Source organism: Mesorhizobium vachelliae, from assembly GCF_033977325.1.
Classification (GTDB): Bacteria; Pseudomonadota; Alphaproteobacteria; order Rhizobiales; family Rhizobiaceae; genus Mesorhizobium; species Mesorhizobium vachelliae.
In genome coordinates this window covers 210991-234299 of record NZ_JAVIIR010000003.1, presented here as the reverse complement: position 1 = coordinate 234299, position 23309 = coordinate 210991, and the positions used below count along the sequence as shown (strand labels likewise).

Sequence of the window (23309 nt, the reverse complement as noted above, 5' to 3'; positions counted from 1 at the left end):
CTCGCAAAGGTTCACCCGATGATCGTCCGCCCGCGCCCGACATTCCTGCAACTGTTCTTCATCATGCGCGGCTCGGTGGTTCCGCGCATCCTGCCGCAGATTTTCGGCTTCGCGATCTATTCCGCGGTTGTCCTGCTCCTGACGCGCCATTTTCATCTCGATCTCAGCGCCTTCAGCATCGCGCCTTTCGGGCTCGTCGGCGTGACGCTGTCGATCTACCTGTCGTTCCGCAACAACGCTGCCTATGACCGCTGGTGGGAGGCGCGCAAGCTCTGGGGCGCGCTGGTTTTCGAGATCTGCAACCTGGCGCGCGCCGTCACGAGCCTGGTCGGCGACCGCGCCGAGCAGCGCGCGCTTCTGATGGAAGCGCTTGCCTTCTGCCATCTCTTGCGCGGGCAATTGCGCCGGATTGACAGCACAAAGGACGCCCGCGCCTTCATCGGCGACGAGGTCGACAAGGCCGCCGCCCGCAGCAACCCGGCCGACGACATGGTCCGCCGCATGGGCCGGCGTGCCAATGCGCAGCGCGAGGCGGACGCGCTCGACCCGATCGGTTTCCGCATCCTCGATGAAAGGCTGGCCGCGATCGCCGCCATCCAGGCCGGCTGCGAGCGGATCGCCGGCACGCCCTTGCCCTTCGCCTATACGCTTCTGGTGCATCGCACGGCCTATGTCGTCTGCCTGCTCCTGCCGATCGGCCTGATCTCGACGACGGGCTGGGCGACGCCGCTGTTTACGGCACTGATCGCCTACACGTTCTTCGGCCTCGACGCGCTGTCGGAAGAGCTCGAGGATCCATTCGGTATCGAGGCCAACGACCTGGCGCTGGACGGCCTCTGCCGCGTCTGCGAAATTTCCGTGTTCGAGGCGCTGGACGAGACCCCGCCGAAGATGATCGCAGCCGACAAGTTCTATTTTTCATAGCCGCAGGCGCTTTCACCCCAAGGCGGAGCAGGAGCGAAGCGACGCGCGGAGACCCGGGTCCTGTGCCGTGACGTTGGTTACGGACGCAGTCGGGCCAGAAATTAGGATCGTCTGGCTGGAGCGTCATTCTAGAACGCTGCATTCTTCGTTCGACGTCACGGCATGGATACTCGGGTTAAGCCCGAGCATGACGATGGCGTGTAGGATCGCGGCATGTTCCCTCGTCCTTGGATCGAACCCGGCAGACAGCCGGCATTCGAAACCATCAGGAGGGAACATCCATGAGCATTTCCGAAGCCGCGCCTGCTTCAAAAGGCGCTTTGTGGACCGGGCGCGCGCTCAGTGCCGTCGTCGTCCTGTTCATGATCTTCGACGGCGTCATCAAGCTGCCGCCGCTGGATATCGTCACCCAGACGATGACCGAACTCGGCTGGCCAGCCGATGCCAATGTCGCGCGGTTGCTCGGGGTCATCGGGCTGATCTCGACCGCGCTCTATGCCATCCCGCGTACCTCGGTGCTCGGCGCCATCCTGCTCACCGCCTATATGGGCGGTGCGATTTCGACGCATGTGCGGATCGGCAATCCGCTGTTCTCGCACACGCTGTTCGGCGTCTATCTCGGCGTTATCCTGTGGGGCGGGCTTTATCTGCGCGATGCAAGGGTGCGCGCGCTGATCCCGTTCAGCCGCTGAGAGGAGGAGGAAAAGATGATTGCCACCATCCTCATCATCCTCGTCGCCGTCATCGCCGCAGTGCTGGTCTATGCCGCGACCCGCCCGAACGATTTCGTCGTCAGCCGCTCGGCCAGCATCAAGGCACCGGCCGAGGCGGTCTTCCCGCTGATCAACGATTTCCGGCGCTGGCCCGAATGGTCGCCCTTCGAAAAACTCGACCCCGGGATGAAGCGCATGCTGTCGGGTGCGGAAAGCAGCAAGGGCGCGGCCTATGCCTGGGAAGGCAATTCCAAGGCCGGCAAGGGCCGCATGGAGATCACGAATTCGGTGCCGTGGTCGCAGGTCGCGCTGAAGCTCGATTTCGAAAAGCCGTTCAGGGCCAACAACATGGTCGACTTCTCGCTTTCGCCATCCGGCGAGGGCACGACCGTCACCTGGGCAATGCGCGGCGCGAGGCCCTTCATCGCCAAGCTGATGGGCCTGTTCATGAATTTCGATGCGCTGATCGGCAAGGATTTCGAGGCTGGGCTCGACAATCTCAAACGCACTACCGAGCGGTGAAAGCCTATTTATTTCAATCGCTTGACAGCGGTTGCGACGTCTTTGGCCGGCTCGTCGCCGGCCAATCTTCGTTGTTTCAGGGATCAAATTAGCCGTTTGTGAGTTTAGAGCTTGGCGGCGAGGACGGCGCTTGAGAGAGGAACAGCAATGAAGAAAGCAATTACCATCCTGGTGCTGACGATGGCCTTGGGCGCCTGCTCGCAAACGGAAAAGGGTGCTGCGATCGGCGGCCTGGGCGGCGCGGCGGTCGGCGCCGCGGTGGCCGGCAATCCGACGCAGGGCGCGATTGTCGGTGGCGCCGTGGGCGCGGTGGCCGGCGCCTTGATCGGTCATGCCAGCGAGGCCGGCCAGTGCCGCTATCGCGATCGTCACGGACGTGTCTATGTGGCGCGCTGCCCGTCCGGCTACTGAGACGTCGGGCTGATCCAAAAAAACGGCGGGCATTGCCCGCCGTTTGTGTAAGCGAAAGTAGGCCGTGATTACTCGGCGCTGGCGGCTTCAGCCGGAGCGGCGGTCGCCGCGGCGGCAGCAGCGGCCGCGTCTTCCTGCGCCTTCTTCAGCAGGGCCGAGCGCTCCTGCGCCTTCTTGCCGGGCAGGGCCTTGTTCGGGTTCGAGCGGGCTTCGCGCTTGGCAAGGCCGGCCTCGTCGAGGAAGCGCAGCACGCGGTCGGTCGGCTGGGCGCCGTGCGAGAGCCAGTGCTTGACGCGATCGGCGTCGACCTTGACGCGCTCGCCGTCCTTCGGCAGCAGCGGGTTCCAGGAACCCAGCGCCTCGATGAAACGGCCGTCACGCGGCGAACGGGCGTCGGCGACGACGACGTGGTAGTAAGGACGCTTCTTCGAGCCCGCACGGGCCAGTCTGATCTTCAGTGCCATTCTTTATCTCCTAAAAGCTCTGATTTCGTTTGATGTGGTTGCGGCTGAGTCCTTGTTTGTGCATGTCGTTATCCCAAAACCGCGAAGCACTTTTGGGCGACATGCACGGGTCAGCCGGCTTTTGCAGCGCCGTTGTTGGCGGCGATCTGTTCGTGATGCCGGATCACTTCGCGGACGACGAAGTTCAAGAACTTCTCCGCGAAATCCGGATCGAGGTTCGCATCCTTCGCCAGTTGGCGAAGGCGGGCGATCTGCTGCTGCTCGCGCGACGGGTCCGCGGGCGGCAGGCCATGCTCGGCCTTGAGCACGCCGACCGCCTTGGTGCAGCGGAAGCGTTCGGCCAGCATATGGATGAGGGCGGCGTCGATGTTGTCGATCGAAGCGCGGTAGCCAGCCAGGATGGCGCGTGCATCGGCCATGTCTTTCTCCTCGTTCATCGCCCCCTCACTTCTTCTTCCCGAGGCCAGGAAGCCCGCCGCCACCCAGGCCCGGGAGGCCCGGAAGCTTCATGCCGCCGGGCAGGCCCGGCAGTCCGCCGCCGCCGGGAAGTCCACCGGGCAAGCCGCCCGGCATGCCCTTGCCGAGACCGGCGGCCTGCGCCTGCTTCTGGAGGGCTTCGAGCTGCTTGGGATCCATCTTGGAAAGGTCGGGCATGCCGCCGCCCGGCATCATGCCGCCAAGGCCCATCTTGGAGGCAAGGCCGCCCATCATGCCGCGCATCAGGCCGCCGCCTTTGCCCTTGCCGCCCATCGCCTTCATCATGTCGGCCATGCCGCGATGCATCTTGAGGAGCTTGTTGATCTCGGCCGCGTCGGTGCCGGAGCCGGCGGCGATGCGCTTCTTGCGCGAGTGCTTCAGGATATCGGGGTTGGCGCGCTCGGCCTTGGTCATCGAGGAGATGATGGCGAGCTGGCGGCCGAACATCTTGTCGTCGAGGCCGGCGGCGGCCAGCTGGTCCTTCATCTTGCCCATGCCGGGCATCATGCCCATGATGCCGCCCATGCCGCCCATCTTCGACATCTGCTGAAGCTGCTGGGCAAGGTCGTTCAGATCGAACTTGCCCGACTGCATCTTCTTGGCCATCGCGGCCGCCTGCTCGGCATCGATGGTCTCGGCGGCCTTCTCGACGAGGCTGACGATGTCGCCCATGCCGAGGATGCGGTCGGCGATGCGCTTGGGGTGGAATTCCTCCAGCCCGTCCATCTTCTCGCCGGTGCCGATGAGCTTGATCGGCTTGCCGGTGACGGCGCGCATCGAAAGCGCGGCGCCGCCCCGGCCGTCGCCGTCCATGCGGGTGAGCACGAGGCCGGTGATACCGACGCGCTCGTCAAAGCTTTTCGCCAGGTTGACGGCGTCCTGGCCGGTCAGCGAGTCGGCGACCAGCAGGATCTCGTGTGGGCTCGACACCTTCTTGATGTCGGCCATCTCGACCATCAGCGGCTCGTCGATATGGGTGCGGCCTGCGGTGTCGAGGATGACGACGTCATGGCCGCCGAGTTTTGCCGCCTGCACGGCGCGCTTGGCGATGTCGACCGGGCTCTGGCCGGCGATGATCGGCAGGGTGGCGACCTTGGTCTGCTCGCCGAGCTGACGCAGCTGCTCCTGCGCGGCGGGACGCCGCGTGTCGAGCGAGGCCATCAGGACCTTCTTGTTCTGGCGCTCGGTCAGCCGCTTGGCGATCTTGGCCGAGGTTGTCGTCTTGCCCGAGCCCTGCAGGCCGACCATCATGACGACGACGGGCGCCGGCGCGTTGAGGTCGATGGCCACACCTTCGGCGCCCAGCATGTCGACCAGCTCGTCATGGACGATCTTGACGACCATCTGCCCGGGCTTGATCGACTTCAGCACCGCGGCGCCGACCGCCTTCTCGCGCACCTTGTCGGTGAAGGAGCGAACCACTTCCAGCGCGACGTCGGCTTCGAGCAGCGCGCGGCGCACCTCGCGCAAAGCCGCCGAGACATCGGCCTCGGAAAGCGCGCCGCGGCCGGTCAGGCCGTTCAGGATCGAACCAAGGCGTTCCTGCAGTGATTCAAACATTCTTTTTCCTTTTCCCTGGCACCGGATGATGCCCGAGAGGTAGTGCGTTCGCGCCGGGTCGCCAAGCAAAAGCGCAAAGCCAAAAAGCACCCGGGGGCGCATCGCGCTGCCGGGTGTTGGCCTCCAGGATCTCTTTACAGCTCTTGCCTCAAAGAGGCTTCGGCGTCCTGGTCGGCTTTCGCGAAAGAAAACTCGTCGCGGAATTCGAGGGGTCTAGACAGGAAATCGGCCGTGGAGTCAAGGCTTATGCATGTCACGCAAAAGTGCGCAGCGGTTTTGCGGCAACGACATGCGTCAAAAAACATGCTCAAATCCAGCTAAAACGCCGCGATTTGAGGCGGCTTAAAGCGCGCTTTGGCTGCTTGTCCCGACCCGCAGCGGCGAGCGCCGATGCAAAAGCAAAAGCATCGTCAAAAGCGTGCTGACGATGCCGATGGCGGCGATCAGCACGGCGTCCCAGTTCGTCCAGCCGGGGCCTTCGAGCGGCTTGGCGTTGAGCAGGGCGAAGCCATTATAGCCCTCCTGATGCGAGATCAGCAGGAAGCCGGTCAGGTTGTTGCCGAGATGGGCGCCGAGACCGGTTCCGAGATTGCCGGTGATATAAACCAGGAGCGTGAGCAACAGGGCAAAGATGCCGATCGAGACCAGGACGCAGGCGTTGATGGCCAAGGTCGAGGTCGAATTCCAGTGCAGCGAGGTGAACAGCAGGCCCGGCAGCAATGCCCAAATCAGCGGGCTCCTGAAGCGACAGGCAAGCCCGCGCAGCAGATAGCCGCGAAACAGCATTTCCTCCGACGAGGTCTGCAGGAAGGCGAGCAGCACGATCGGGATGAGGAAGAGCAGCCAGGACGACAACGCGATCGGTCCGCGCGCGACCTCCGGCTGCAGCCAATAGAGCAGGACCTCGGAAAACAGCGAGGTGATCAGCACCGCGACCAGGCCCTTGAGGAAATCGCCGCCCGCAATGCGGCGGGTGACGCCGAAGAGGGCCGACAGCGGCTCGCCATGCACGAAGCGCATCGCCACCCACAGCCCGATCCAGATGCCGGCAAAGGAGGTCAGCGCGCTCAGGATGCCGACAGGCGATGCCAGGAAATCCTGCATGTATTGCCCGGTCGAGGGACCGGGAAGGCGCCAGACGATGTAGGCATAGGTGCCGGCAAAGAGCACCAGGGCCGTCATCGCCATCCAGAAGGCGACGACGATCGCCGTTCCGAAGAACAGGCGCGGCAAATTGGTCTTTTCGTTCGGCGAGCGGCGATAGCGCTCGAAGGCGGCATTCTCAGTTGTCACGCGGCTCCCCTGCCGAAGGCTTTCGCCACATGGGTCTAGGAGATCGCCAGTTACCACGCAATTACCGTCCCCGCGGAGTTGCCGCGTGCAGACATAAAAAACGGCCGCCATCGCTGGCGGCCGCTCTTCTCATGGCGATCAAACCCGATCAGCGCATCACATAGACGATGCGCCGCGTGCCCGGATCGACCAGCGCCGGCTGGTTGTTCACATAGACATAGCGATACCGGTAATCGGGGATCTCGCGCAGCTCGACCGTGTCGGGCAGCGTGGCCCCGGTCACCACCTCGCCGTCGAGATAGACCGGGTCGACCCGGTGCGTTGTGACATAGGTGCCGACCTCGGCCGGCGGTCTGCCGATCGACTCGATGGCGTCATCATTAGAGACGATAGAGCCAGTGTAGCTGTCGGTTGTGTAGACATCATCGGCCGGCGGCGCCACAACGGCGATCTCGGCGTTGGCCGGGCGGCGGGTCACGACGACGCGGCTGCCGCCGAAATCGCCCGTCACATAGTCGGAATAGACCCAGCCATTGCCGCCGGCTTCGGCGATCGTGCACCATTTGCTGTTCTCGATGCAACCAGTGAGCGTGGCGGACTGGCCGGCGGCCAGCACGCCGATAACGGGATATTGCGGGCCGGGGCCGGCGCGCACATTGAGATCGGCCACCGCCGAGACGGCGGTGTCGGCCAGGGCCGTGCCCGACATGGCGAGCAGCGCGCCGGCAAGCGCCGGAAACAAGACGCGTTTCATGGTATCACTCCGTTTTCAAAACGCTCCCTCGGGCTCGGAAACGTAACCAAAGCTTATGCGTTCCGGCTAAAGCGCCTTTCGGCCGCTCACGAATTGTTCCACGGTTTTTCGGCATCCCGGTCAAAAGGGCGTGAGCAAGCCTGGCTATTCCAGGTTCCCAGCGGCATTTCGCGCCGCGAGCTGGATGACGACTTGCCTTCCAGGCGACGCCGCAATACCGAGAACAATCGGCAAAAGCCGGCCGCGCGAGCCGCTTTGCCACTACAGCCCGCCGAACCGGCGCCGAGGATCACGACATCGGCGTCGTCCATGCGGCAAGCCCGCCACACCTGCCGCCTGATCGTCAGCAAATTGCCCTTCTTTCGCCAGTGTCAGGTGCCACGTCCCCCGCGAGGCGGTGACAACCCGGCCTTTCGCTGGCAAATTCACAACCGGGACGTGATTCAAGGCAACCAGGAGAACGACATGGCATTTTTTGCCAAAAGAAGGATTTTCGTGGCCGCCGCGGCGGTGGCGACGATGATAGGGCTGGCGACAGGCGCGCAAGCCGCGCCCAGCTGCGGCAAGAATGGCGCCGGCTTCGACGCCTGGAAGCAGGACTTTGCCGCCGAGGCGAAAGCCAATGGCGTCGGCCAAAAGGGCCTTTCGGCGCTGGCAGGGGCGACCTACGCGACAAGGACGATCGCCGCCGACCGCGCCATCCACAAGGCGTTCAGCGGCTCCGTGGAGGCCTTCATGAAGCGCCGCGGCGCTTCCACCATCATCTCGCGGGGCCGCGCGCTGAAGAAGGCCAACGCGGCGATGTTCGCCAATATCGAGCGGACCTATGGCGTGCCGCCGGGCGTGCTGCTCGCCATCTGGGGCATGGAGACCGGCTTCGGCGCCTCGATGGGCAACCAGAACACGGTGTCGGCCATCCTGACGCTCGCCTATGACTGCCGCCGTCCCGACTACTTCACCCCACATGCCATCGCGGCGCTGAAGCTGGTCGATCGCGGCGCGCTGAGCGCCTCCTCCGTCGGCGCCATGCATGGCGAGATCGGCCACACCCAGTTCCTGCCCGGAAACGTGCTGAAATACGGCGTCGGCAGCGGAAACCTGCGCGACCGCAACACGGCGCTGGCCTCGACCGCCAACTTCCTCAAGGGGCATGGCTGGCAAGCCGGCGCGAGCTATGAGGCCAATATGGGCGCGATCGCGGGCTGGAATTCGGCCAGCGTCTACCAGCAGGCCATCGCCCGCATCGCCGAGGCGATCGACGCGGACTGATCAAAAAATCGCTGACTTCATTAGACCAAACCCGGCTGAAAGGCCGGGTTTTTCGTTTGCCGCGCAGGAAGTTGGCGAAGGCGAAGAAGCGCGAATCTCCCACCTTGAGGGGGAGATGGCCGGCAGGCCAGAAGGGGTCGCCTCGCTTAGAATGCCAACGCCTTCGCAGCCTGAGAGACGACGCCGGCGCTCCACGCGCGGCAACCCTCTCTGTCGCCTTCGGCGACATCTCCCCCGCGAGGGGGGAGATCGGCAGCTTCAGCGGCGGTTTCTCGCCGCGAGCGTCCTCAGCCTCAATCCATTGAGCCGGATAAAGCCTTCGGCGTCCTTCTGGTCGTAGGCGCCGCGGTCGTCCTCGAAGGTGACGAGCGCATCGGAATAAAGCGTCTTCTTCGACTTGCGGCCGGTGACGATGACATTGCCCTTGTAGAGCTTCAGCCGCACCGTGCCTTCGACGTCTTCCTGGCTCTTGTCGATCATCGCCTGCAGCATGACGCGCTCGGGCGCAAACCAGAAGCCGTTATAGATGAGCTCGGCATAGCGCGGCATGAACTCGTCCTTGAGGTGCGCCGCGCCCCGGTCGAGCGTGATCGATTCGATCGCGCGGTGGGCGGCGAGCAGGATGGTGCCGCCGGGGGTCTCGTAGACGCCGCGCGACTTCATGCCGACAAAACGGTTCTCGACGAGGTCGAGGCGGCCGATGCCGTTGTCGCGGCCAAGGTCGTTGAGCGCCGCCAGCATGGTGGCCGGCGACAGCTTCTTGCCGTTGAGCGCGACCGGGTCGCCCTTGAGGAATTCGATCTCGATCTCGGTGACGACATCGGGCGCGTCCATCGGCGAGACGGTGCGCTGATGCACGAATTCCGGCGGCTCGCTCCACGGATCCTCCAGCACCTTGCCCTCGGAAGAGGAGTGCAAAAGGTTGGCGTCGACCGAGAAAGGCGCGTCGCCGCGCTTGTCCTTCGGCACCGGGATCTGGTGCTGCTCGGCGAAGTTGAGAAGGTCGGTGCGCGACTTGAACGACCAGTCGCGCCAGGGCGCGATGACCTTGATGTCCGGGTTCAGCGCATAAGCGGACAATTCGAAGCGAACCTGGTCGTTGCCCTTGCCGGTGGCGCCATGCGCGATGGCGTCGGCGCCCGTCTCCTTGGCGATCTCAACCAGATGCTTGGAGATCAGCGGCCGGGCGATCGAGGTGCCGAGCAGATAGGTGCCTTCATAGACGGCGTTGGCGCGGAACATCGGGAAGACGAAGTCGGCGACGAATTCCTCGCGCACGTCGACGATGCGGATATCCTTGATGCCCATCATCTCGGCCTTGCGGCGCGCCGGCTCCAGCTCGCCGCCCTGGCCGAGGTCGGCGGTGAAGGTGACGACCTCGGCGCCGAGCTCGGTCTGCAGCCACTTCAGGATGATGGATGTGTCGAGGCCGCCGGAATAGGCGAGCACGACTTTCTTGACGTTCTTGATCTTGGACATTTTGGGCGGTTCCGCGCGAAAATAGCTTCGCGGGCGAGGTATCACGGCCCTTCCGGGCGGCGCAAGAGACGAAGGTACGACTGGCTATGGCATAGGCTGGGCCAGATGTTTACTCCGGCGGAAGCTGGCGAGGGAAAAAATGCCGCGCTATAGGCAGTGCGATCCAACCCGAGGCGACCCCAGAGGCGACCCATGTCCTTCATCCCCGACACTTCGACGCTCATCCAGTTCGCCATCGCCACAATCATCCTGGCGATCACGCCTGGGCCGGATATGACGCTGTTCGTCTCGCGCACGCTGAGCCAGGGCCGCGCCACCGGCTTCGCCTCGATGGCCGGCGCGCTCTGCGGCACGCTGATCCACACCACGCTGGTGGTGGTCGGCATCTCGGCGCTGATCGTCGCTTCGCCGATGGCCTTCTTCGCCTTGAAGATCTTCGGCGCGGGCTATCTGGTGTTCCTGGCCTGGCAGGCGATTGCCAAGGGGTCGGCCTTCTCGCCGGAGAAGAGGACGGGACCGCAAGTCTCGTTGTTCCGCAGCTGGGCGGCCGGGCTTGGCGTCAACCTGCTCAACCCGAAGATCATCCTGTTCTTCATGACCTTCCTGCCGCAATTCGTCTCCGCGCACGATCCCCATGCGTCCGGAAAACTGTTCTTCCTCGGCATGATGTTCATCGCGCTGTCGATCCCGGTGACGGCGCCGATGGTGCTGGCCGCGGAGAAATTCTCGGCGGCGATGAAGGCCAGCCCGCGCATCACGCGCGTGGTCGACTATCTGTTCGGCGGCGTGTTCTCGGCTTTCGCGCTCAGGATCCTGACGGCACAGGCGAAGTAGCGTTCACGGCTCCAGCGCCTCGCGGCGCCAGCTTCCGGCCCAGCGGCCGGCGGAGAGCCAGTAGAAGATGCCGCCGACCATGCCGGAGCCGATCACGGCCAATCTGGCGTTGGTCGCGGTGACATCGAAATTCGGATCGCCGACGCGGTGGACGAAACCGAGGAAGGCAAGGGCGATGACGGCGCCGCCAATTGCATAAAAGAGCCAGTCTCGGCGGGTGAGCACTTCGGCAATCAGGATCACCACAGCCGCCGGCATGAAGGCGAAATAGGCGACGAACAGCGCCACGAAAGGCACCGAGAAATAGAGCGAGGCAGTGGCCGTCGGCTCGGGGTTGGCCGGCGTGTAGCCCAGATGCGCCAGGACGAGGATGTTGAGGAAGGCGCTCGCCGCCAGAGAGGCGACGATATAGCCGATCAGGATGACGGCAAAGCGGATGAGGTAGGCGATGAGGCGCCTCACGCCTCGCCGTGCCCCGCGATCATCATGGCTTCCAACGCCAGGCGGTCGACCTTGCGCATGCGTTCGGACTCCGACTTCAGCTGGCCGCAGGCGGCGAGGATGTCGCGGCCGCGGGGCGTGCGGATCGGCGAGGCGTAGCCGGCGTTGTTTATATAGTCGGCAAACTTCTCGATCGTCTCCCAGTCCGAGCACTGGTAGTTGGTGCCGGGCCAGGGGTTGAACGGGATCAGGTTGATCTTGGCCGGAATGCCCTTGAGCAGCTTGACCAGCGCCTTGGCGTCGTCGAGGGAATCGTTGACGTCCTTCAGCATCACATATTCGAAGGTGATGCGCTTGGCGTTGGAGAGGCCGGGATAGGCCTTGCAGGCGGCAATCAGGTCCTTCAGCGGGAACTTCTTGTTGATCGGCACCAAAAGGTCGCGCAAATCGTCATTGGTGGCGTGCAGCGAGATCGCCAGCATGACGCCGATCTCCTCGCCGGTGCGGGCGATCTCCGGCACGACGCCGGAGGTGGAGAGCGTGATGCGGCGCTTCGACAGGGAAAGCCCGTCGCCATCCGACGCGATCAGCAATGCCTTCTTCACCGCCTCGAAATTATAGAGCGGCTCGCCCATGCCCATCATGACGATGTTGGAAACTTTTCTGCCCTCGGCCGGCACGATGGCGCCGTCCGGCGTGTCGCGGTCGGGGAAGTCTCCGAGCCGGTCGCGCGCGGTCAAGAGCTGCGCCAGGATCTCTTCCGTCGTCAGGTTGCGCACCAGCTTCTGTGTGCCGGTGTGGCAGAAGGAGCAGGTCAGTGTGCAGCCGACCTGCGAGGAGATGCAGAGCGTGCCGCGGCCTTCCTCGGGGATGTAGACGGTCTCGATCTCGACGGGACGACCGGCGCCGCGCGGCGGGAAGCGAAACAGCCATTTGCGCGTGCCGTCGGACGAGATCTGTTCCTCGACGATCTCGGGGCGCGCGACGGTGAAGTGCTTGTCGAGCTCGGCGCGCAGGTCCTTGGAAATGTTGAACATATGCGCGAAGTCGGAGACGCCGCGCACATACATCCAGTGCCAGAGCTGCTGGGCGCGCATCTTGGCCTGGCGCTCCGGCACGATGCCGGCGCCGACAAGCGCTTCGCCGAGCTCGGCGCGAGTCAGGCCGATCAGCGACGGCTTCTCGGTCGGTGTTGCGCGGCGCAAGGCGTCACGGGCGCCTTCGGCGTTGAGGTCGATCGAAATGGTCATGGTTGCGCCAATATAAGCGATTTGCGGCTGATTTCAGCATCTGCCGGAGAAGGAAGCGCGGCGCATAGCACAGCTTGAGGCCGGAGTCATGCGCCCGGCGGCGCTTTCAGGCTATCGCAAAGGTCAGTCCTTGGCGTTCGCAGCCTGCGCCAGCACATTCAGGAGCTGGTTCGTGTTGTCGATCGAGAATTGCACGCGCTCGCTGGCCCAGGCCGTTTCGGAATAGGCGATCGGCGTGCCCTTCATGTCCACGTCCACTTTTTTCGTCAGCACGATGGGCTGCGTCTCGGATTGCGCCAGCCGCCGCGCCTCTTCCCTGGTCGGCAGCCGTACGATGATATCGGTGCGCAAGCGGATGTAGTCGGTGACGCCGTATTCGGCGAGGATGATGCTGACATTGCGGCCGTTGCGCCTGGCCTTGTCGAAGCCGGGGAAGCGGCGCACTGGATAGTAGGCGTTGGAAAAGTCGATCGGCTCCCCGTCGGCAAGACCAAGCCGGACGATGTGATAGACGGGTTCGCCGGGCGGCAGCCTGAGCGCCTCGCTGACCCGCCGGGGCGCCGCGATCTCTTCTTCCTTGATTGCCTGACCCAGCGGCTCGCGGCCCTGTTCGAGCAGATTCTGCGAAAAGCGCGTCCGCTCCGACAGGCGGTAATCCAGCCGCGGGCCGCGCACGAAAGTACCTTTTCCCTGCTCGACCTGAACCAGGCCGCGGTTCTGAAGCTGCGCCATCGCCCGCCGGATGCTGTGACGGCCAACCCCGAAACGCTCCATCAGCTCTGCCTCTCTCGGCAGTTGCATGTCGTCGCCGAAACGACCGGCGGCAATTTCGGCGGCCAGTTCCTCTTCGACATGCTGCCATTGGCCATGCAACATCTTGTTTTGCATCGTGTTCCTTCCTGAGCGGCGGCGCATTCATTCGCTGCCTTCAGTCAATGTCATTCGAATGACAATTATTGGACGCAGCGGGTCTTGGCAACGCCAGCGCGCATCCGACCCCGTGTCACACAAGGGATATCCCCCGCGCTTACGATCGTGGCGGAATCGGCACGGACGGGTTCCCCCTACACATGCCTGTCATCAAGTCGCGTTACGAATTCATCCGAATGAAATTGAAACATTCGGATGAATAAGGCGATTTGATATGAACCAGATAAGCCGACGTCAATTCATGGCAGGCGCGACCGCCTTGGCAGGGGCCGGTCTTGCGCGCGTGGCGCCAGCGTTTTCCGCCGATGCGAGGATCGAGATCTCGAGCACATGGGGCGCCGACAAGCCGTTCCAGAAGGTTGTCGATGCCTTCAACGACAAGAAGCTGGGCGTCACGGTCGTCAACCGCTTCGACGGCGACTATGAGGCCGCCACCGCCAAGGCGGTCGCCAGCATAGCGGCGGGCCGCCCGCCGGCTATGATGATCACCGGCTGGAAGTTCGGCTATTTCGCCAGGCGCACGCTTGGCGCCCGCGACCTGCGCGAGATCAATTCCGCCAAGGCGGATGCGATCGCGGCCAATTTCAATCCCTCGGTCCTGCCGCTGGTGACCATCGATGGCGCCCTGATCGGCCTTCCCTGGGCGATGTCGACCCCGATAACCTTCATCAACAGCGAACTCTGGCAGCAGGCCGGGCTCGATCCGGCCCTGCCGGAAACCCCGGATGCCGACTGGCTTTACAATTCGGCCCGGCAGCTCGACAGCAAGCTGAAAGACAAGCACGCGACCTATCGTTCGGCGCTGGCGCTGTCCAACAACGAGTGGACGAGCCAGTCCTTCATCCAGAATGCCGGCGGCTTCATCGTCGACCCGGACGGAAAACTGGCGCTCAACAGTCCGGAAGCCATCGCCGGCATGGAGCGCTATTGCGCGCCGGCCTATGATGGCCTGTGGCTGCCCGTCAGCGCCAAGGAGCAGGACGCGGCCTTCGAATCCGGCGCGCTGGCGATCTGCACCACCAGCTCGACCCGCGCCACGACGTTCCCGTTCGGCGCCGCAAAGGCCATCACCACGAAGTTCCCCGGCCTGCCCGGCCATGCCCGCAAGATGAACAGCGGCGGCAATTTCCTTGCCGTCTACACGCACAACCAGGAGCAGGCCGACGCCTCGCTCGCCTTCCTCGAATTCTGCGCTTCCAAGGAAGGTCAGGCGATCTGGTCGAGCGTGGGCTATCTCAACACCTCGGTGCACGACATCCCGCTGATCAACGACTTCATGAAGCCCGCCGCCGGCCAGCTCGCCGACGGCCTCACGGCCGAAACCATCTGGCCGGGCAAGCGCGGCCTGGAGGGCCAGACCATCTGGCGCAAATGGGTTTCGCGCATGCTCCTGAAGGAAACTTCCGTCGCCGACGGCATGAAGGGCGCGAACGACGAGCTTGCTGCCCTCATCGCCGCCGGATGAGCGCACTGCAATACCGATCGCTGCACAGGCTGCTGGCTCCCTACCTGTTCGTGGGGCCGGCGGTCCTGGCGGTCGTCGTCTTTCTCTATGGCCCGATCGTCGGCTCGGCCGCCTTGTCGGTCCTCGACTGGAATCTTTTGTCGTCGGACATCCGTTTCGTCGGCACCGCCAATTACGTCGCCATGTTCGCCAGCGCCGATTTCCAGCTGTCGGCATGGAACACGCTGCTTTACTGCGCGATCCTGATCCCGGCGCAGATCATCCTGCCGCTGATCCTGGCGCTGATGATCCATTCCGTGCGCGGGTCGCGCATGGACGCGGTCTATCGCGGCATGCTTTTCCTGCCGACCATCCTCGCCTTTTCGGTCGCCGGCGTCGCCTGGTCGTGGCTGCTCAACCCGGTCAACGGCCTTTTCAACGAGGTCCTCACATCGCTCGGCCTCGCGCGGCTGCGCTGGCACACGGATCCGGACCTGGCGCTGCCATGCGTAGCGCTGATCACGTTCTGGAAGACATTCGGCCTGAACATGCTTTTGTGGCTGGCGGCGCTCGCCAATGTTCCGCACGGCCTGCGGGAGGCCTCCCGGCTCGACGGCGCCAGCCGCTGGCAATATTTCTGGACCATCGAACTGCCGATGATCACGCCCACCGCCTTCTTCATCTCGGTCACCACGCTGTTCCATATCCTTGACGACATCGTCGGCGTCATCGACGTCCTGACGCATGGCGGGCCGGCGGGACGCAGCAGCAGCATCCTCTATTTCCTGTGGCAACAAGGCATGCAGTTCTTCCAGTTCGGACAGGCCAGCGCTGTCGCCATGATCATCATCGTGGTGGTGCTGTCGGTTACCTGGATGCAGTTCCGCATCGGGGAAAAGCGGGTCCATTACGGATGAGCGCGCAATCCCTGCCGGCGCATCTGTCCCTTGAGCGCGCGATCATTCACGTCGTCCTTCTGTGCCTGAGCGTCGCGACGGTGTTTCCGCTCGTCTGGATGGTGACGTCCGCCTTCACGCCGAACGAGCTGATCGCCGCCAAGGCGATCCGGCTCTGGCCGGAGCAGCCGACGCTCTCGAACTTCACCATCGCAGCCAGCCGCCATCCGATCTGGATGTGGCTGTGGAACTCTATCCTGACCTCGACCCTGATCACGCTCGGCAAGCTGGTGCTGGCGCTGCCCGCCGGCTACGCCTTCGGCCGCCTGGAATTTCCCGGACGAAAATTCCTGTTCTGGCTGGTGGTGGCGACGATGTCGTTTCCGACCGTGCTCGCCATCATCCCGACCTACATCGCGGTCGTCAAAGTGCAGGCCTTCGACACCTATGGCGCGATGATCGTCCCCTCCGTTCCCTATATCGGCTTCTACGTCTTCTATTTCCGCCAGGCCTTCCGCTCGCTGCAGGGCTCGATGTTCGAAGCCGCGCGGATGGACGGCGCAGGCCTCTGGCGGCAATTCTGGGAGATCGCGGTGCCGAATGTCATCCCGGCGATCGCGGCGCTTTCGGTGATTTCCTTCATGGGGGCCTGGAACATCTACCTCTGGGGCCAGCTGGTGCTGGAGGACAGTTTCCGAAAGACGCTGACCACGGGCATCGCCGCCTTCGCCGATCTCGACGGCGCCGAGGTGCTGTGGGGTCCGCTGATGGCAACGAGCCTGCTGTCCGTGGCGCCCGTCCTGGCCTTGTTTCTTCTCGCGCAGCGCTTCATCGTCGATGCGCTGGCGCCAGGACTGGACGAAAAGTAGCAGCATATGGGCAAAGTCGTCGTTATCGGCCACGTCAACCACGACCGCGTCTGGTCACTTACGGCGCCGCTCGCGTCGGGCGCGCGCATCACCTATTCCAGCCGAACCGTCAGGCTCGGCGGCGGCGGTTTCCGCACCGGCATCGAGCTCGCCAGGCTCGGCAACGACGTGCGGCTGATCAGCAACCTGGCGGATGACGATCATGGTCGGGCGGCGCTGGCGGCGTTGATGGCGGGCGGCATCGATGTCGGCGGCGTCGGCATGCTGGACGGTGAAACCCGGTTCACCGATATCCTGCTCGAGCCGAATGGCGAGCGCACCATCCTGAACAGCGGCGAGCAGATCAAGCCGCGGTTTTCGGCACAGGGGCCGGTCAGCGGCGACGCCGCCTATCTCAACGCGCTTATGCTCGGCGACGAGGTCGCCGACTCCCTGGAGACGATCCCGCTCGTGGTGTCGCAGTTTCCGCTGCGCAGCGCATCGCCGCGTCCGGCCGACATCGTGATTGGATCGCACGCCGATTTTCCGGGGCAAGACATCCATCGCGTCTGGGACAGGGCCGCGGCGGTCGCCGGGCCGCGCCTGACGACGCTGGTCCTGACCGATGGCGTGCGTCCGATCTTGCTTTATGACGGCGGCAAGCCTCGTCACGTCAGGCCGTTGAAACAGGTTTGCGTGCCGGACACGATCGGCGCCGGCGATTGCTTCGCCGGGATTTTCCTGCACGGCCTGCTGCGCCGGCTGAGCCTCGATGATGCCGCCGAACAGGCAAGCCTGCGCACGGCCGAATGGCTGTGCGAGCGCGCCGGCACCGCCTGACGCTGGTCCCGCGCAGAGCCGGACCTTCAAAAAAATGTCATAAAAATCAAATGGCAATCATCATTCGGATCATCTAGAAGACATTCGAATGTTTGGAGGTGATCATGACCCGCGAAGCGCGAGATCAGGGGATCGCGTCACATGCCTTCGTGCTGGATACGCTGGCGCGCAGCGACGTGGGCGCGTTGAAGCATCTTGCCGAACTGTTGCTGCCTGAGATCGGCTCGATCGAAGTCGTCTCAAGCCGCACCGGACTGGTGATGCTGCCTTTCATCGATACGGTGCTGAACACAGCCTTCCATCTCGGCGAAGTTCTGGTGGCGGAGGCGCATATCCGCCTTGGCGATCACGACGGTCTCGACGGCTATGGCGCCGTGACCGGCCGCGACCTCGAGCAGGCGATGGCCATGGCCATTGTCGATGCGGCACTTGCCGCCGGCATCCAGGCGGCGCGGATCGGGGATTTCCTTTCCGCCCAGGCGGCGCGGCAGGCGGAAGAGGACACCGCCCTGCTGCGCAAGGTCGAAGCCACCCGCGTCAAGATGGAGACCTTCTGATGAGCCTTGCCGCCATGCTTCCGGATCAGGATGAGATCTTCGCCAATGCCGGTTTCGACGCGCTGATGGGGGCGCTTGCCCGCCCCGGCACGATCCACACGCTGCCGACACCCGGCTTCGCCGCGGTGGTCGCCAGCCTGATCGACCGTGAATGCAGCTTCCATACGACACAGGAGCCCTTGACGGAACCGCTGGCGCGGACCGGTGCCAGGCCCGCACCGCTGGGCCAGGCCGACTATGTCTTCGCCGCGCTCGCCGCCCCCCGCGAGATCGAGGCGCTGGAGCGCCTCAAGCGCGGAAACCTGCTCTATCCCGACGATTCCGCCACGCTGATAGCCGCGGGCATTTTCAACGAAGGCGTACGCCTGAGGCTTTCCGGTCCCGGCATCGACGGCGTCGGCGACATTTCTATCGGGGGCGTCGACCGTTGCTTCTGGCCGCTGCGCGAGCGGCTTGTTCGCTATCCGCTCGGCTTCGACCTCTTTCTCGTCGATGGCGACCGGGTCATCGGCGTGCCGCGCTCGACCAGAGTGGAGGTGCTGTGATGGCCTATGTGGCGACACGCGGCGGCGAACATGCCATCGAGCAATCCGAGCGGCTCTACCGCGAGGACCTGGGCACGATCGACGCGGGCCGGGTGACGGCGATCCGCGACAGCATGCCTTATCTGGTCGACCGGGTCATGGGCGAGGCATCGCTCTACGAGCCCGATCTGGCGGCGCTGGCGCTGGCGCAGTCCGGCGGCGATCTCTACGAAGCCGTGCTGCTGCTGCGCGCTTATCGCACGACGCAGCCGCGGCTTGCGGTCGCCGACCCGCTTCATCAAGGCGACCTGTTCACCGTCCGGCGTATCTCGGCCGCCTTCAAGGACATCCCAGGCGGCCAGATCCTCGGGCCGACACTCGACTATTCCCACCGCATGCTGAAGCTCGATGTGCTCGGCGGCGACGCGGCCGTTCCGGAACCAGTCGCGGTCACTGAGACCGCCGCGCCCGCTCGGCAGCCGTCGCTGACCGACTGGCAGAAGGCGCAGGGGCTGATCGCCGATCCGGCGCCCGACGTCACCGCGCCCAACGACATTCCCGATCTCACCCGCGAGCCGCTGCTCTTTCCCGCGAGCCGCGCCCACAAGCTGCAAAGCCTGGCGCGGGCCGACACCGGCGGCATGCTGGCGCTGGGCTACGCGACGATGCGCGGCTATGGCGCGGTGCATCCGACCGTCAATGAATTGCGCCTGGCGCATGCGCCGGTGCGCATGCGCCATCCGCGCGGCACGGTCTTCAGCGCCGGCCGGGTCCGCGTCAGCCAAGCGGAAATAATCTCCAAGAGCGGCGGCCTCGAGCTCGGCTTCTGCGCCACATTCGGCTGGAACGAGGTCAAGACCATCGCCGGCGCCTCGTTGGACCTGGCCTCGCGCCTGCCGAAGCCACATCCCGCCTCGAACGAGGAGTTCGTTCTCTACCATACCGAGCCGGTGGAGAGCTCCGGCTTCTGCATCCACTTCAAGCTGCCGCACTATGTCACCTTCCAGTCGTCGCTCGACGCGCTGCGCGACGCGAAAGCCAAGAAGCAGGCCGGGCAGACGGCGAAAATAAAACAGCCGGCTAAGGAACCCGCCGAATGACCCTCAAGCATCTGGCCAAGCCGTGGGCCGCCTTCTCCTATGGCTTTCTCGACGCCTCCGCCAAGCGCGAGATCCGGCGCCGCACGCTGAAGGCCATCGCCATTCCCGGCTATCAGGTGCCCTATGCCAGCCGCGAGGTGCCGATCGCCCGCGGCTGGGGCACCGGCGGCCTGCAATCGACCTTGACGCTGGTCAAGCCGCAGTCGGTCGTCAAGGTCATCGACCAAGGCGCCGACGACAGCGTCAATGCCTCGAGCATCCGCAAGTTCATCCAGCGGGTCAGCTCCGCCGGCACCACCGAGGACACGCTGGCGGCGACGATCATCCAGTCGCGCCACCGCATTCCAGAGGAGAAGCTGCGGCCCGACCAGATCCTCATCCTGCAGGTGCCCAATCCGGAGCCGCTGCGTTCGGTCAATCCGGACATTTCAGTGGCCCGCGAGATGCATGGCGACGCCGACTACGGGCCGATCTGGCTCAAGCTCTACGAGCAGATCGTCCGCTCCGGCCGGATCATGCAGGGCGCAAGCTATCCAAGTCTGGTCAACGGCCGGCATGTCATGAGCCCGTCGCCGATCCCGCGCTGGGATGTCCGCAAATTGCACATGGCCGCGCATTTGACACTGCTTTCAGCCGGGCGCGAAAAGCGCATCTATGCCGTTCCGCCGCACACGCGCGTCGAACCGCTGGTTTTCGACGACATCGCCTACCGCGTCGAGGAGCATGGCCATCTCAGATGCGACCGCAGCGGCGTTTCCGGCTTCTTCATGAATGAGCTGCCGCAGGACGACGGCACGTCGCGTCATGAACTTTCCGACAGCCATTTCGGCGTCAAGCACATCAGGAAGGAAGAGGGCGCGGCGGTGACCATCGGCGACACCTGGTATCGCGACGGGAGGATGGCCCCATGAGCACGGCATTTGCGGCACCGGGCGCGATCCCCAGGCAACCGCCGCTGCTGATGCGGACGCCGCCGCTGCTCACCATGCGCGGAATTGAAAAGAGATACGGTGCGGTTCGGGCGCTCGGAGGCGTCGATGTCACGGTCTATCCCGGCGAAGTTCTGGGCATCGTCGGCGAATCCGGCTCCGGCAAATCGACCCTGCTGCGGCTGATGAATCTCGAGGACACGCCCGAGAAAGGAGAGTACCGGCTCGCCCTGCCCGATCAGGACGATACCGACCTGTTCGCGCTCGACCGTTTCCAGCGGCGGATGCTGCGGGCGCTGCGTATAGGCATCGTCTACCAGAATCCGCATCTGGGGCTGCTGATGGACCATACCAGCAGCGGCAACATCGCCGAGCGCCTGCTGATCGCCGGGACACGCAACTTCGCCACCCTGCGCGAGAAGGCGCAGGACGCGCTGCAGGCCTCGGAATTCCCGGTCGAGCGTATGGATGCCTTGCCGATGCAGCTGTCGGGCGGCATGCAGCAGCGCGTGCAGCTTGCCAAGGCGATTGCGCTCGAGCCGGCATTGCTCCTGCTCGACGAACCGACGACCAGTCTCGACGTCAGCGTCCAGGCGCTGGTGCTCGATACGCTGAAACGGCTGCAGCGGGATCGCCGCATCACGATGGTGCTGGTCTCCCACGACCTCGGTGTCATCAGGACGTTGGCCGACCGTGTCATGGTGATGCGCGGCGGGCTGGTGGTGGAGCAGGGGCTGACGGACCAGGTCTTCCAGGATCCGCAACACCCCTATACGCAGCAACTCGTCCACGCAAAGCTGTGAGGGCCTGCCGATGAACATCCAATTTTCACCCGACGCGGCGCCCCGGCTGGTGCTGTCGGTCCAGGGCCTCGGCAAGTCCTTCGAGATGCATCATCTCGGCCGCGTCCTGCCGGCCTTTGCCGGTATCGACTTCGACCTCCACGCCGGCCGGTTCATTCTGCTCAAGGGCGAGAACGGGGCCGGCAAGTCGACGCTGCTGCGCACGCTCTACCGGTCCTGCCTGCCGGGACAAGGCCATGCCTTCTTCCACATGACCGACGGCGTCATCGACCTTGCGCAAGCGGCCGATGTCGACATCGCGCTGCTGCGCCGGCGCGAGATCGGCTTCATCACACAGTTCCTGCAGGTGCGTCCGCGCGTCGCCGCCGAGGAGCTGGTTGCCGAGCCGCTGGTGCTGGCAGGCAGCGGCCATGGCGAGGCCCTGACAGAAGCCCGTCGCTGGCTGTCGTCCTTCGGCGTCAAGCAGTCGCTATGGGCCGCCTATCCCTCGACATTTTCAGGCGGCGAGCAGCAGAAGGTCAATCTGGCGCGGGCCCTGATCCTGCCGCCGCGACTGCTGTTCCTCGACGAGCCGACGGCTTCGCTGGACCGTGGCGCCCGCCTGGCGCTGGTCGCCCGCCTGAAGGAGCTGAAGGCGCAGGGCGTCGCCATGATCGGCGTCTTCCACAACCCGGAGGACGTCGCCGGTCTTGTCGATCGGGAATTCCTCCTTGAAACCGCCGTGCCGGAGCCCGGTCAAGAACGACGCAAGCCTGCTTTCGGAGAGCACCATGCTTGAGCTGACGGACAGAACCATGTCGCAACCCCGCCGAGAGGTGTCAGGCCGGCCGCACCATATCTGGCTTAGCGAATTCGAGATCGTCATGCGCGACCGCGTCATTGCCAATGGCGCCGTCCGGATCGAGAACGGCGTGATCGCAGAGATCCGCGACGAGCCCGTCGAGAATGCCGATATCCTCGGCGGCGGGCGTCTGCTGCTGCCCGGTTTCATCGACATGCATGGCGACATGGTGGAAAGGGAGGTGGAGCCACGCACCGGCGTCCATGTGCCGATGGAGATAGGCATCGCCGAGCTCGACAAGCGGCTGGCCTCCTGCGGCATCACCACGGCCTATGCCGCGCTGTCCTTCATCGGCGCCAGCGCGACCGCAGCCTTGCTGCGATCCGAAGAACACACGTCGGCGATCATCGAAACCATGGCCCGGCTGAAGGACGAGCTCCTGGTCGATCACCGCATCCATGCCCGATTCGAGGTGACCTTCACCGAGGCGGTCGGCGTGCTGGAGCGGCTGATCGACGCCGGCAAGCTGCACCTGGTTTCGCTGATGGACCACACGCCCGGGCAAGGGCAGTACCGCGACGTCGAGCTGTATATTGCCCGCCTGGCCAAGGACCGCGGCATGTCCATCGCCGATGTCTCCGAGATCGTTGGCAAGCGCATGATCGATCGAAGCGAGCATACCGGCGTGCTCGACACGTTGCAGAGCCTTTCGGCGTTCGCGCGTGCCCGCGGCATCGTGCTCGCCTCGCATGACGACGATACTTTGCAAAAGGTGGAGTTCGTCCATGGCCTGGGGGCCGTGCTCAGCGAATTTCCGGTTACCCTGGAGGCAGCGCAGGAAGCCCGCAGGCTGGGCATGTATACGGCCATGGGCGCTCCGAACGCGCTGCGCGGCCTCTCTTATTCGGGCAATCTTTCGGCTCGCCAGGCCTATCAGGCCGGCCTGCTCGACATGCTGGCCAGCGACTATCATCCGGCATCGATCCTGCCGGCGCTGCTCGGCCTGGCGGAACTGGGCGAGGGCGGCCTTGTCGCGGCGGTCGCGCTGGCGAGCGCCAATCCGGCAAAGGCGCTGGGGCTTGCGGATCGCGGCGCCATCGAAGCCGGACTGCTCGCCGATCTCGTCGTCGTGGACCGCCAGCCGGTCGCGCGCGTGCGGGCCACGTTCCGCGCCGGCCGCATGATCTACGGCGATGGCACGCTTGTCGCGCGCGGACATTGAAAGAGGACGTAAGGCCGCGAGGGCGCCGGGCCTGAACGCCCACC

General features: G+C 64.6%; 27 protein-coding genes. 17 read left to right on the top strand and 10 right to left on the bottom strand.

Annotated features, from left to right (window positions below; all coding sequences use genetic code 11):
* The first annotated feature begins 18 nt into the window (after window positions 1–18).
* The 4 genes from RFM41_RS07990 to RFM41_RS07975 all read left to right on the top strand — a co-directional run bounded on the left by RFM41_RS07990 (window position 19) and on the right by RFM41_RS07975 (window position 2570).
* Window positions 19–924, top strand: a complete 906-nt coding sequence (locus RFM41_RS07990; protein WP_320247699.1) for a bestrophin family protein — start codon at window positions 19–21, stop codon at window positions 922–924.
* 281 nt (window positions 925–1205) lie between these two features.
* Window positions 1206–1616 (top strand): DoxX family protein, encoded by a 411-nt coding sequence (locus tag RFM41_RS07985; RefSeq protein WP_320247700.1) that lies wholly within the window; start codon window positions 1206–1208, stop codon window positions 1614–1616.
* Between the two features lie 15 nt (window positions 1617–1631).
* Window positions 1632–2159: an SRPBCC family protein gene (locus RFM41_RS07980; RefSeq protein WP_320247701.1), complete on the top strand. Its 528-nt coding sequence runs from the start codon at window positions 1632–1634 to the stop codon at window positions 2157–2159.
* A gap of 147 nt (window positions 2160–2306) precedes the next feature.
* Window positions 2307–2570: a YMGG-like glycine zipper-containing protein gene (locus tag RFM41_RS07975; RefSeq protein ID WP_320247702.1), complete on the top strand. Its 264-nt coding sequence runs from the start codon at window positions 2307–2309 to the stop codon at window positions 2568–2570.
* A gap of 68 nt (window positions 2571–2638) precedes the next feature.
* Here the strand turns inward: RFM41_RS07975 and rpsP are convergent, their stop codons facing one another.
* From rpsP to RFM41_RS07945, 6 genes are all read right to left on the bottom strand, one after another.
* On the bottom strand, window positions 2639–3034 hold the full coding sequence (rpsP, locus tag RFM41_RS07970; protein ID WP_320247703.1) for a 30S ribosomal protein S16: 396 nt from the start codon (window positions 3032–3034) through the stop codon (window positions 2639–2641).
* A gap of 110 nt (window positions 3035–3144) precedes the next feature.
* Entirely contained in the window at window positions 3145–3471 is a 327-nt protein-coding gene (locus RFM41_RS07965; RefSeq protein WP_320247704.1) for a chorismate mutase, read from the bottom strand.
* A 7-nt stretch (window positions 3472–3478) separates the two neighbouring features.
* Window positions 3479–5071, bottom strand: coding sequence for a signal recognition particle protein (gene ffh / locus RFM41_RS07960; RefSeq protein ID WP_320247706.1), 1593 nt, complete (start codon window positions 5069–5071; stop codon window positions 3479–3481).
* 342 nt (window positions 5072–5413) lie between these two features.
* On the bottom strand, window positions 5414–6364 hold the full coding sequence (locus tag RFM41_RS07955) for a CPBP family intramembrane glutamic endopeptidase (RefSeq protein ID WP_320247708.1): 951 nt from the start codon (window positions 6362–6364) through the stop codon (window positions 5414–5416).
* Window positions 6365–6512: 148 nt separating this feature from the next.
* On the bottom strand, window positions 6513–7118 hold the full coding sequence (locus RFM41_RS07950) for a DUF1236 domain-containing protein (protein WP_320247710.1): 606 nt from the start codon (window positions 7116–7118) through the stop codon (window positions 6513–6515).
* Between the two features lie 86 nt (window positions 7119–7204).
* Complete coding sequence (locus RFM41_RS07945) at window positions 7205–7429, bottom strand: hypothetical protein (protein WP_320247712.1); 225 nt, start codon at window positions 7427–7429, stop codon at window positions 7205–7207.
* A 154-nt stretch (window positions 7430–7583) separates the two neighbouring features.
* Here RFM41_RS07945 and RFM41_RS07940 point away from each other — a divergent pair, with 154 nt between their 5' ends.
* Complete coding sequence (locus RFM41_RS07940; RefSeq protein WP_320247714.1) at window positions 7584–8387, top strand: lytic murein transglycosylase; 804 nt, start codon at window positions 7584–7586, stop codon at window positions 8385–8387.
* 258 nt (window positions 8388–8645) lie between these two features.
* On the opposite strand, the gene RFM41_RS07935 is transcribed toward RFM41_RS07940, so the two are convergent.
* Window positions 8646–9866: an argininosuccinate synthase gene (locus tag RFM41_RS07935; protein WP_320247715.1), complete on the bottom strand. Its 1221-nt coding sequence runs from the start codon at window positions 9864–9866 to the stop codon at window positions 8646–8648.
* A 192-nt stretch (window positions 9867–10058) separates the two neighbouring features.
* Here RFM41_RS07935 and RFM41_RS07930 point away from each other — a divergent pair, with 192 nt between their 5' ends.
* On the top strand, window positions 10059–10700 hold the full coding sequence (locus RFM41_RS07930; RefSeq protein ID WP_320247716.1) for a LysE family translocator: 642 nt from the start codon (window positions 10059–10061) through the stop codon (window positions 10698–10700).
* 3 nt (window positions 10701–10703) lie between these two features.
* Here the strand turns inward: RFM41_RS07930 and RFM41_RS07925 are convergent, their stop codons facing one another.
* The 3 genes from RFM41_RS07925 to phnF all read right to left on the bottom strand — a co-directional run bounded on the left by RFM41_RS07925 (window position 10704) and on the right by phnF (window position 13279).
* Window positions 10704–11162 carry a hypothetical protein gene (locus RFM41_RS07925; protein ID WP_320247717.1) on the bottom strand — a complete coding sequence of 153 codons (459 nt, stop codon included), beginning with the start codon at window positions 11160–11162 and terminating at the stop codon, window positions 10704–10706.
* The gene (rlmN, locus tag RFM41_RS07920) at window positions 11159–12391 is read right to left on the bottom strand and encodes a dual-specificity RNA methyltransferase RlmN (protein WP_320247718.1); all 1233 of its coding nucleotides are present in this window, start codon (window positions 12389–12391) and stop codon (window positions 11159–11161) included. Before rlmN ends, RFM41_RS07925 begins: the two co-directional genes overlap by 4 nt.
* A 123-nt stretch (window positions 12392–12514) precedes the next feature.
* Window positions 12515–13279, bottom strand: a complete 765-nt coding sequence (gene phnF, locus RFM41_RS07915) for a phosphonate metabolism transcriptional regulator PhnF (protein WP_320247720.1) — start codon at window positions 13277–13279, stop codon at window positions 12515–12517.
* A gap of 256 nt (window positions 13280–13535) precedes the next feature.
* Here phnF and RFM41_RS07910 point away from each other — a divergent pair, with 256 nt between their 5' ends.
* From RFM41_RS07910 to RFM41_RS07860, 11 genes are all read left to right on the top strand, one after another.
* Window positions 13536–14786 carry an extracellular solute-binding protein gene (locus tag RFM41_RS07910; protein ID WP_320247722.1) on the top strand — a complete coding sequence of 417 codons (1251 nt, stop codon included), beginning with the start codon at window positions 13536–13538 and terminating at the stop codon, window positions 14784–14786.
* Window positions 14783–15682: a carbohydrate ABC transporter permease gene (locus RFM41_RS07905; RefSeq protein WP_320247724.1), complete on the top strand. Its 900-nt coding sequence runs from the start codon at window positions 14783–14785 to the stop codon at window positions 15680–15682. The genes RFM41_RS07910 and RFM41_RS07905 overlap by 4 nt, the downstream gene beginning before the upstream one ends.
* Entirely contained in the window at window positions 15679–16530 is an 852-nt protein-coding gene (locus tag RFM41_RS07900) for a carbohydrate ABC transporter permease (protein ID WP_320247726.1), read from the top strand. The genes RFM41_RS07905 and RFM41_RS07900 overlap by 4 nt, the downstream gene beginning before the upstream one ends.
* A 6-nt stretch (window positions 16531–16536) precedes the next feature.
* Complete coding sequence (locus tag RFM41_RS07895) at window positions 16537–17349, top strand: PfkB family carbohydrate kinase (RefSeq protein ID WP_320247728.1); 813 nt, start codon at window positions 16537–16539, stop codon at window positions 17347–17349.
* Between the two features lie 104 nt (window positions 17350–17453).
* A complete protein-coding gene (locus RFM41_RS07890) occupies window positions 17454–17906 on the top strand; it encodes a phosphonate C-P lyase system protein PhnG (RefSeq protein ID WP_320247730.1) in 453 nt (150 codons plus the stop codon).
* Window positions 17906–18451 carry a phosphonate C-P lyase system protein PhnH gene (gene phnH / locus RFM41_RS07885; RefSeq protein WP_320247732.1) on the top strand — a complete coding sequence of 182 codons (546 nt, stop codon included), beginning with the start codon at window positions 17906–17908 and terminating at the stop codon, window positions 18449–18451. Before RFM41_RS07890 ends, phnH begins: the two co-directional genes overlap by 1 nt.
* Window positions 18451–19530 carry a carbon-phosphorus lyase complex subunit PhnI gene (locus tag RFM41_RS07880; RefSeq protein WP_320247734.1) on the top strand — a complete coding sequence of 360 codons (1080 nt, stop codon included), beginning with the start codon at window positions 18451–18453 and terminating at the stop codon, window positions 19528–19530. Before phnH ends, RFM41_RS07880 begins: the two co-directional genes overlap by 1 nt.
* The gene (locus RFM41_RS07875) at window positions 19527–20441 is read left to right on the top strand and encodes an alpha-D-ribose 1-methylphosphonate 5-phosphate C-P-lyase PhnJ (RefSeq protein ID WP_320247736.1); all 915 of its coding nucleotides are present in this window, start codon (window positions 19527–19529) and stop codon (window positions 20439–20441) included. The genes RFM41_RS07880 and RFM41_RS07875 overlap by 4 nt, the downstream gene beginning before the upstream one ends.
* Window positions 20438–21262 (top strand): ATP-binding cassette domain-containing protein, encoded by an 825-nt coding sequence (locus RFM41_RS07870; RefSeq protein ID WP_320247738.1) that lies wholly within the window; start codon window positions 20438–20440, stop codon window positions 21260–21262. The genes RFM41_RS07875 and RFM41_RS07870 overlap by 4 nt, the downstream gene beginning before the upstream one ends.
* A 10-nt stretch (window positions 21263–21272) precedes the next feature.
* Entirely contained in the window at window positions 21273–22040 is a 768-nt protein-coding gene (locus RFM41_RS07865; protein WP_320247739.1) for a phosphonate C-P lyase system protein PhnL, read from the top strand.
* Window positions 22041–22098: 58 nt separating this feature from the next.
* The gene (locus tag RFM41_RS07860; RefSeq protein WP_320248083.1) at window positions 22099–23265 is read left to right on the top strand and encodes an alpha-D-ribose 1-methylphosphonate 5-triphosphate diphosphatase; all 1167 of its coding nucleotides are present in this window, start codon (window positions 22099–22101) and stop codon (window positions 23263–23265) included.
* Window positions 23266–23309 lie beyond the last annotated feature (44 nt).

What these genes read in the sequence shown, in the direction of transcription:
- RFM41_RS07990 (WP_320247699.1), top strand. Translation starts at nt 19, where the DNA reads ATGATCGTCCGCCCGCGCCCGACATTCCTGCAACTGTTCTTCATCATG.
- RFM41_RS07985 (WP_320247700.1), top strand. Translation starts at nt 1,206, where the DNA reads ATGAGCATTTCCGAAGCCGCGCCTGCTTCAAAAGGCGCTTTGTGGACC.
- RFM41_RS07980 (WP_320247701.1), top strand. Translation starts at nt 1,632, where the DNA reads ATGATTGCCACCATCCTCATCATCCTCGTCGCCGTCATCGCCGCAGTG.
- RFM41_RS07975 (WP_320247702.1), top strand. Translation starts at nt 2,307, where the DNA reads ATGAAGAAAGCAATTACCATCCTGGTGCTGACGATGGCCTTGGGCGCC.
- rpsP (WP_320247703.1), bottom strand. Translation starts at nt 3,034, where the DNA reads ATGGCACTGAAGATCAGACTGGCCCGTGCGGGCTCGAAGAAGCGTCCT.
- RFM41_RS07965 (WP_320247704.1), bottom strand. Translation starts at nt 3,471, where the DNA reads ATGAACGAGGAGAAAGACATGGCCGATGCACGCGCCATCCTGGCTGGC.
- ffh (WP_320247706.1), bottom strand. Translation starts at nt 5,071, where the DNA reads ATGTTTGAATCACTGCAGGAACGCCTTGGTTCGATCCTGAACGGCCTG.
- RFM41_RS07950 (WP_320247710.1), bottom strand. Translation starts at nt 7,118, where the DNA reads ATGAAACGCGTCTTGTTTCCGGCGCTTGCCGGCGCGCTGCTCGCCATG.
- RFM41_RS07945 (WP_320247712.1), bottom strand. Translation starts at nt 7,429, where the DNA reads ATGGACGACGCCGATGTCGTGATCCTCGGCGCCGGTTCGGCGGGCTGT.
- RFM41_RS07940 (WP_320247714.1), top strand. Translation starts at nt 7,584, where the DNA reads ATGGCATTTTTTGCCAAAAGAAGGATTTTCGTGGCCGCCGCGGCGGTG.
- RFM41_RS07935 (WP_320247715.1), bottom strand. Translation starts at nt 9,866, where the DNA reads ATGTCCAAGATCAAGAACGTCAAGAAAGTCGTGCTCGCCTATTCCGGC.
- RFM41_RS07930 (WP_320247716.1), top strand. Translation starts at nt 10,059, where the DNA reads ATGTCCTTCATCCCCGACACTTCGACGCTCATCCAGTTCGCCATCGCC.
- rlmN (WP_320247718.1), bottom strand. Translation starts at nt 12,391, where the DNA reads ATGACCATTTCGATCGACCTCAACGCCGAAGGCGCCCGTGACGCCTTG.
- phnF (WP_320247720.1), bottom strand. Translation starts at nt 13,279, where the DNA reads ATGCAAAACAAGATGTTGCATGGCCAATGGCAGCATGTCGAAGAGGAA.
- RFM41_RS07910 (WP_320247722.1), top strand. Translation starts at nt 13,536, where the DNA reads ATGAACCAGATAAGCCGACGTCAATTCATGGCAGGCGCGACCGCCTTG.
- RFM41_RS07905 (WP_320247724.1), top strand. Translation starts at nt 14,783, where the DNA reads ATGAGCGCACTGCAATACCGATCGCTGCACAGGCTGCTGGCTCCCTAC.
- RFM41_RS07900 (WP_320247726.1), top strand. Translation starts at nt 15,679, where the DNA reads ATGAGCGCGCAATCCCTGCCGGCGCATCTGTCCCTTGAGCGCGCGATC.
- RFM41_RS07895 (WP_320247728.1), top strand. Translation starts at nt 16,537, where the DNA reads ATGGGCAAAGTCGTCGTTATCGGCCACGTCAACCACGACCGCGTCTGG.
- RFM41_RS07890 (WP_320247730.1), top strand. Translation starts at nt 17,454, where the DNA reads ATGACCCGCGAAGCGCGAGATCAGGGGATCGCGTCACATGCCTTCGTG.
- phnH (WP_320247732.1), top strand. Translation starts at nt 17,906, where the DNA reads ATGAGCCTTGCCGCCATGCTTCCGGATCAGGATGAGATCTTCGCCAAT.
- RFM41_RS07880 (WP_320247734.1), top strand. Translation starts at nt 18,451, where the DNA reads ATGGCCTATGTGGCGACACGCGGCGGCGAACATGCCATCGAGCAATCC.
- RFM41_RS07875 (WP_320247736.1), top strand. Translation starts at nt 19,527, where the DNA reads ATGACCCTCAAGCATCTGGCCAAGCCGTGGGCCGCCTTCTCCTATGGC.
- RFM41_RS07870 (WP_320247738.1), top strand. Translation starts at nt 20,438, where the DNA reads ATGAGCACGGCATTTGCGGCACCGGGCGCGATCCCCAGGCAACCGCCG.
- RFM41_RS07865 (WP_320247739.1), top strand. Translation starts at nt 21,273, where the DNA reads ATGAACATCCAATTTTCACCCGACGCGGCGCCCCGGCTGGTGCTGTCG.